We start from the raw sequence: 6,917 nt of genomic DNA, 5'->3' as shown, positions 1-6,917 counted from the left end.
CTATTTCACAGTCGGGTGCAATTTCATCCAGTACCTTGCGCATCACGTTTATCGTAAACATTGAAATGTAAGGTGAGCAGTGAACAACAAGTCGGGTCGGCAGAGAATCAAACGAGATATTCTGCAATTTCGCCACTAAATTGTCGTAAGCCTCCGCCAGGCCTTCGTGTATCCCGATCGCAACGGTGGTCGGTGCCAGTGCCTTACCATCCCTGATGAACAATGCATCATTATAATGAACACGCAAGCGCCCCAGTGCCTGACTGACAGCAGAAGGCGTGATGCCAAGGGCATCTGCGGCTTTGGTTCCGCTACGATGAATAAAAACAGCCTCAAACGTAGTCAATAAATTGAGATCAAAATTTTTCACCATTTTAAAACGATCGGTGAGTGTGTTCTCTTTCATCCTGTCCAGTCCCCTGACCTCTGGTGAAATACGAGAGTTCGTATTCTCAACATCAATCATAGTCAAGATACTCAATTTTGGTCTCCTTACCAGCAATTAAATTTCATGTATCACTCTGTAAAAATAAGGTTTTTGTCTAAAAAAACAAATAATGCCTTTCATTAACACCACGGTATATAAAGTAAATAGCAGGCTGCAAGACAGTTTTAGTTAAACCTTACTTAACTATACCTTTAACAAAGTTAAAGTAAAATCCACTTTTTTTATAAAGTATATTTTTTTCTTATAAATTTTCTATGATTCAAAAAGATATAACCATAATTAACTTTTCTGAAAAATATATTCAGCAAATAACACGAATTGAACCTCATTTTAAGCATTGTCGTTTTCGCCAATACGACTCGTCTCCTGTCCATCCCGATAAATGGAAAAATAAGGCGTGTTATCGGGACGAGTGTGATTTACTCATCTGCCATTTGGGGCGGGTGGTGGTGTGTACGAATCTTCACATTGAAAAAGAAACAACGAAGCCCCCAGTTTTCACCAGGGGCTTCGTTGTTTACCGCAATTAATTATACTGGATAACAAATGCTGCAGTGGCTTTCAGTTCGCCCCCCGTGATCTGCTCGTCAGTTTGTACATAACGTGCCTGCAACGGAATAGTGACATCCATTTCCCGGGTTGTGTTAACAATATTATAAGAAGTATTAAAATCCAGATCCTGACCATTCATTGCCAGACGGATCCCAAGTCCTTTTGCTTCACTATCTGAAGAAACAGGAATGATATTATTGCGACCTTCATTATTGAATACGCGGAAATAGACCGGAGTATTGGCACCGCAGGTAAGACGGATATTTGCATTAGCCGTTTTACTCGATTCACTGCCGATACCATCAAAGTCCTGATTACTCACCGGCGGCATAGGAACCGAGATGGATGAGGAATCGATAAAATCACAGCCAATTTCACTAATTGTCGCAAAAAAATTGTATGACCCTACTTTGTATTGGTTGCCACTATCATCATGTAAATACACGCTAAACAAAACGCCAATTATCCAACCCGGCGTAACCGTGCCGGTTTTCAGAAATTCAATATTGACCTGAGGTGACATGAGAGGTGAAACCGCGCTCGTTCTGACAACGGTTGAATCATTGTTGACCACCTCTCCGTCTATTTTAACTCTGAAACCGATTCCTTCGGCACTACCTTCACCGGTCCCGCTTCCGAAAATATTATTTCCCATAGGCGTACGTGTGGCTTGCGTTTTAATAGTATAGAAGTAGGTACCAGTGCAAGAATCGGCAAATTTCTTCCCCCCTGCCGGATTGGCATTGGTATAGAAAACACTGCCTATGGGTGTTTCACGAGTTATTGGCAAAGTGCCTACACTCGTACTGAACCTATTTTCAGATTGCACATTCTGACACCCCGCGCTTGCGGCAAAACAGGTCAAAGCAATGGCAATGAATAACCCCAGATTACATATCGATTTCAATAAAGGAATATTCTGTCTGTTCATTATCTTTCTCATAATTATTTGCATTGTGCAGAGGCTTGCTTGATCAAATCTTCAGCAGTTTCCGGGGTGCTCGCGAGTTGATAACTGGCATAGCATTGCTTCTCTGTGCCATTACCCCATTTCGCCAACAAGCGCCCTTGTGCTGCCAGCCCGGTCAGATAGACCTCGCCGTTCTCACCAACAATGCCTGTATTGTCTGTTTCGCTGTCCATGACAGAAACTACAGTACCGAACGGCAATGGTGCACCTGCGTAAGTCATCGTAATTAACGCACGATCGCCTACTTTGGCATTATATTTCGCCAATACGACTGCGCCCTTGGTCGGTATAACGGTTAATGAAGGTTCTGCAATATCCAGTTTCGAACCCATACTTTCGGTTCTTAGCCTCACTTCATTTTTCTTGTACGGCTGAGCGTAAGGTACGACAGCATAACCACGCCAGTCGGTACTCACACCCGTACTGTTTTCAATGTAAACATCAGATGCCCCAGGTGCTTTAACAAGCGTCACACTGTCGCCCATATATTGAGAAAGCGTTACACCATTTTCATGTACTAATACGCCACCTGACAGGCCATAGGTCATTTGTTTATTTTGATCGGTATAGCTATACCCCACCAGCGCTTCACCGGATGAACCTTTATAATCTAATGAGGAAGACCCTGAGGCACCGCCGCCTTTATTTTCATAACCTTGTTGAACGCTATAACTAAGGTTATTATTTTCAAGTAATGTTCCATTAACACCCGCTTGCTGTGTTGTTGAACCATCTTTACGCGAAGTCATATTATAACTTGCCCAGGCCTGAGATGAATTCATGAATGCGCTGAACGGAATAGACATATTAAATGCCAGAACCTGATCGGATTCATCAATACCCGGGTTTTTGGTATAACTATAATTCAGGCCGTAAGTCATACCTTTAAATGAGCTGGTTAATCCGGTTTGTAATGATAGTTCTTTGCCATCGCCTCCCCAATAATCTTGTTCACTGGCGCTAAAATAAATCGTAGCAAGGTCGGCGATATTCTGATTAATGCTGGCCTGAATTTTACTGCGAGCATTATGGGTACGATTAAACTCGTCCAGCCCGTCTTCCGTTTCTGCGCTAAATTTCTGCACATCGTCAAAGGAATAATATCCTTTGGTGGAATAACGATAACCAGCAAGTTGCAAGTTGGTATCGGTTTGATCGATATTTTTCGCATACATGAGGCGGTAGGATTGCCCGGTCTTATCACCGATACCCTCAAGGGTACTGACTGCATGGGTGACGTCTAAAGACAACGCACCAATTCGGCCCATATCCATACCCAGGCCCGCCGATGCGGCCTTATAATTATCGGCAAACTGTGTGCCACCATAGGCGGTGATGTTTGACGAAAGACCATAAATTGCGGTCAACTGGCCAAAATAAGGCTCTTCTACATCTTCCACGCCAGAACGATAGCGACCTGCCGTGGCGCTGTATTTCAGACGCCCTTCACGTTGCAGGATTGGCACTGAACTGGTGGCCTGAGTGTATTGCGTTGTCGACCCATCGGCCTCTTTGATTGTTACTTTCATATCCCCACCGTTACTGGAGGGATAGAGGTCAGTAATCGAAAACGGTCCCGGTGCCACGTTCGTTTGATAGATGGTGTAGCCATCCTGCTCGATAGTCACCTGAGCGTTACTGCGCGCGATACCGCGAATTATCGGCGCATACTGGCGTAAACGGTCCGGCAGCATATTGTCATCAGAAGATAATTGCGCACCAGTGAACTGGACACTGTCGAAAATTTCACCCGGCGAGGAGTATTCACCGAGCGTCAGTTGCCCGCCCTGCAGGAAACGCACATCGCGTTGCAAATAGGTTTGAATTGAATCCCATGATTGCGTTTTATCGCCATCATCATTGGTATTATCAGCATAGGTTGAATAATTACGTAAACGCCATGCACCAAGGTTAATTCCGCTACGCAGGTTCAAATAGTTAGATTGCGAGTCACCGCTGATCTCATCGTCAGTATCGGAGCCGGAATAGTTATAGTTCACCATTAACGCAGGGATACCGTCATCCCAAAGAGAGGGATCTACAGCATTTCGGATATGTGGCCGAACGCCGATTTGAGGGACAGTAATGTAATACTTCCCCCCTGCCAGATCGAGTTTTTCTGTGGCGTCTGGTATATAGGTTACCAGCGGTTTTTCCAGCGTCTGACCTGGAGATTGCGTTTTTAATGCCGGGAAAACGTCGTCTTTTACACCATACTCATAGAGTTGCGCAGGCGTCACTTTACCGAAAATCTTCCCCGGTGAATCAGGAACATCAACGAAGATAACAGAGCGTCTTTCAATTAACTCATTATTCAGGAAGACATCCACAGAATAAGTGCCAGGTGCTTGCCCACCTTCATTGGCAAAATAATTAAGATCGACGCCATCCATGTTACCGCCGTTGCCGACAGCTTTGAGCATTTCCGCACTAAATTCTTCTGCTGCAAAAGAATTATAATTAAATGCCAATAAAATTAATAAGGGCAGACTTTTTAGTTTGAATATCTGCTGTACTCCGCAATGATTAACAGTCCCGAAAAAAAAAGAGTGTTGTTTTTTCCTTGCAGAAAATCCTTTTTCGTCCTGCATTATTCTTCCTTATTAAAAATGGTGTTGAGCGATCTTATTTTTCAAATTTAAATTTTGGCATGACTTAGTTTTGAGATTCCGCCGTAATCATCAATAACCGTCCAGGAGACGTCATTACCCATAGGCGCTTTTTTTATTTTCGTACTTGCCAAAGGCGGAACCATAACACTTTCAGTTACTGGTGAGTTGTTTACAGTAATTTTACCGAATGAGACGTAATATGGCGTAGGGTTAGTCACAGTTAGACCTTCGCCCGAGCGGCTGAATTTAACCTTTGAATATATATCTTTTAAATCTTGATTGTTTAACGCGGCAGGACGATAAATCAATTTCAATCGGTTATTCACTGAGAACTGTAAGCTACCGCCTTCATCACTTTTCTTTTGTGATGGTGGTATCACCAGAACATTCATCCAGTAAATTGATTCCCGATCTTGTGGCAAACCAGCGGCAGATTTCAGCGCAATACGAATAATGCTATTTTGGTTCTTTTCAATTCTGAAAAGTGGCGGGGTAGCGATAAAGGGTATGCTTGCTTTACTTTCATCCTCAAAATTGCTGACCCAGGAGCGGACCAAAAAAGCTGAGTCGATGCCTGTATTATTAACAGAAAGCGATGTTTCTTTCATATCACTGGAGAAAACAACTCGCGTAGCACCCACTGTTACACCAGCGGTAGCCTGAAAAATAAAACATAACCCTAACAGGCCACATATAAAAATGGCTGCACGTTTCATACAATACCTCGAAAAAAAACGGAATAAGTCACCTTATTCCGTATATTTATTAAGATTCAAAATTATTGATAAGTAATTTCGAACGGAAGATTAAGAGTCCAGGAGCCGGTGCCAACATTACTAGTCTTGGTACGAGTCAGAGCAGCAACATAGTTAAGGGTGTTATCCCCTTCAACCAGGGCAGCCGGCATATCAGTATTTGGAACCTGAAGAGTACCATCGGCTGCTTTGATGATAGTACCTACAGCACTAGGAGTTGCATCAGTAAACTGGTTAGAGGTACTTGAGTTGCCTTTAAACTTCACGTTTGCGCTCGTCACGGATGCAGGGCAACCACGCAATACCAGACTAAATGGCTCTGATGCACCCGGAGTAGTTTCACCAACAGCTAATGCATTAAGGGTAGATGCTGCTACTTTCTCAATAGTTACAGTCAAATCTTTTGACTCCAGAGAACAAGCAGTAGATTTAACGGTACCGGTAAAATTAAGTGTACCATCAATAGCGAATGCAGCCTGAGAACTCAGTGCAGCAAATACAAATACAGCTGCTGAAACCATTTTCATTTTCATGAGATAATCCTTTATATATTCAAATATCAGCGAATTAAAAATTCACTTATTTTATTAATTGTAAGACAGAGTGAAACTGGTCGTTGCATCAAATGCGCCACCAGTTACAGATTCGCCCACTTTAACCGGAGCTGCTTTCAGGTTAATTACTGCGGTACCCAGTTCTGGATTTACAGCCACTGGGTTCGATTCTGTCTGAACTGCCAATTCGCTGCCATCTTCGTTATACAGACCAATACCAAAGCCCGTTGCTAAAGAAGAATCAGATAATTTCAGTAATTTATTGTTGGTGACGTCTTTATCACCGTTGGTGGTCAACTTCACATTCGCTACGGCCGGGCAACCGGTCAGGTTAATCGTGATGTCTTGTTTTGCAACGGAGCCATCAACAATTGCACTGCCTGAAACATCACCAAATGCGATCGGTGCAAGTTCACCATCAACCGTACATGCACCGGCAATAATTTCACCTTTGAATTTCAGGCTACCAGACTCATCTGCCGCATGAACACTTGCAGCAGCCAGGCCTGCAGCTAACAGACCCACTTTAAAATAGGTATTCATTTTCATCAACATATCCCTTTGCTTTTTGAGTTTACATTTCATAGACAGTACTGTCCGATTTAATAAAGCAGTAAGTTCTGTAAAATAATTACGCGCCCTTACTTCTGGGGCAGATAATAGTGCATCACAGGGATAACAATACAGCCGATCTCCTTAATTAATATTTTAGTAAAGTTAACGAACAATGTTTTAACCTTGAATTACATGCAAAAACCTATATATTCGCAAACAAAAATACTAGTAATTAAATAACTTTAGAACATACACCACATTAAATGTACAGACTAAACAATACCAGTACCTCGCATTATCCAGTTGAAATATAATGGGATATTTCATAACAGCGCGGGAGGCAATCCGACGAAAAAGTATCAACGGGCATGACAGTAAAAAAATTAGCGGAGTGCCTAAAAAACAATATGTTATTAAAGCTGGCCAATCAAAACCGGAAATAAATGTTTATTATAAATAATAATAATTATA

6 protein-coding genes are annotated in these 6,917 nt (G+C 42.5%); all 6 read right to left on the bottom strand.

From position 1 onward, the window contains the following. On the bottom strand, positions 1-481 hold a 481-nt coding region (locus tag AC1DUO_RS22785; RefSeq protein ID WP_477988871.1), incomplete at its 3' end, for a LysR family transcriptional regulator. Between the two features lie 493 nt (positions 482-974). Next, positions 975-1,931, bottom strand: coding sequence for a fimbrial protein (locus tag AC1DUO_RS22780; RefSeq protein WP_162906081.1), 957 nt, complete (start codon positions 1,929-1,931; stop codon positions 975-977). 14 nt (positions 1,932-1,945) lie between these two features. Then, positions 1,946-4,561: a fimbria/pilus outer membrane usher protein gene (locus AC1DUO_RS22775; RefSeq protein WP_126124310.1), complete on the bottom strand. Its 2,616-nt coding sequence runs from the start codon at positions 4,559-4,561 to the stop codon at positions 1,946-1,948. Between the two features lie 47 nt (positions 4,562-4,608). Then, positions 4,609-5,298, bottom strand: coding sequence for a fimbrial biogenesis chaperone (locus AC1DUO_RS22770; RefSeq protein WP_112197436.1), 690 nt, complete (start codon positions 5,296-5,298; stop codon positions 4,609-4,611). Positions 5,299-5,360: 62 nt separating this feature from the next. After that, a complete protein-coding gene (locus tag AC1DUO_RS22765; protein ID WP_013577153.1) occupies positions 5,361-5,870 on the bottom strand; it encodes a fimbrial protein in 510 nt (169 codons plus the stop codon). A 54-nt stretch (positions 5,871-5,924) separates the two neighbouring features. Continuing rightward, positions 5,925-6,440 (bottom strand): fimbrial protein, encoded by a 516-nt coding sequence (locus tag AC1DUO_RS22760; RefSeq protein ID WP_015690498.1) that lies wholly within the window; start codon positions 6,438-6,440, stop codon positions 5,925-5,927. Between the last annotated feature and the right edge of the window lie 477 nt (positions 6,441-6,917).

The sequence above is a fragment of the Rahnella sp. P4_A8 genome, assembly GCF_056402435.1.
This window is presented reverse-complemented; position numbering and strand designations above follow the sequence as displayed.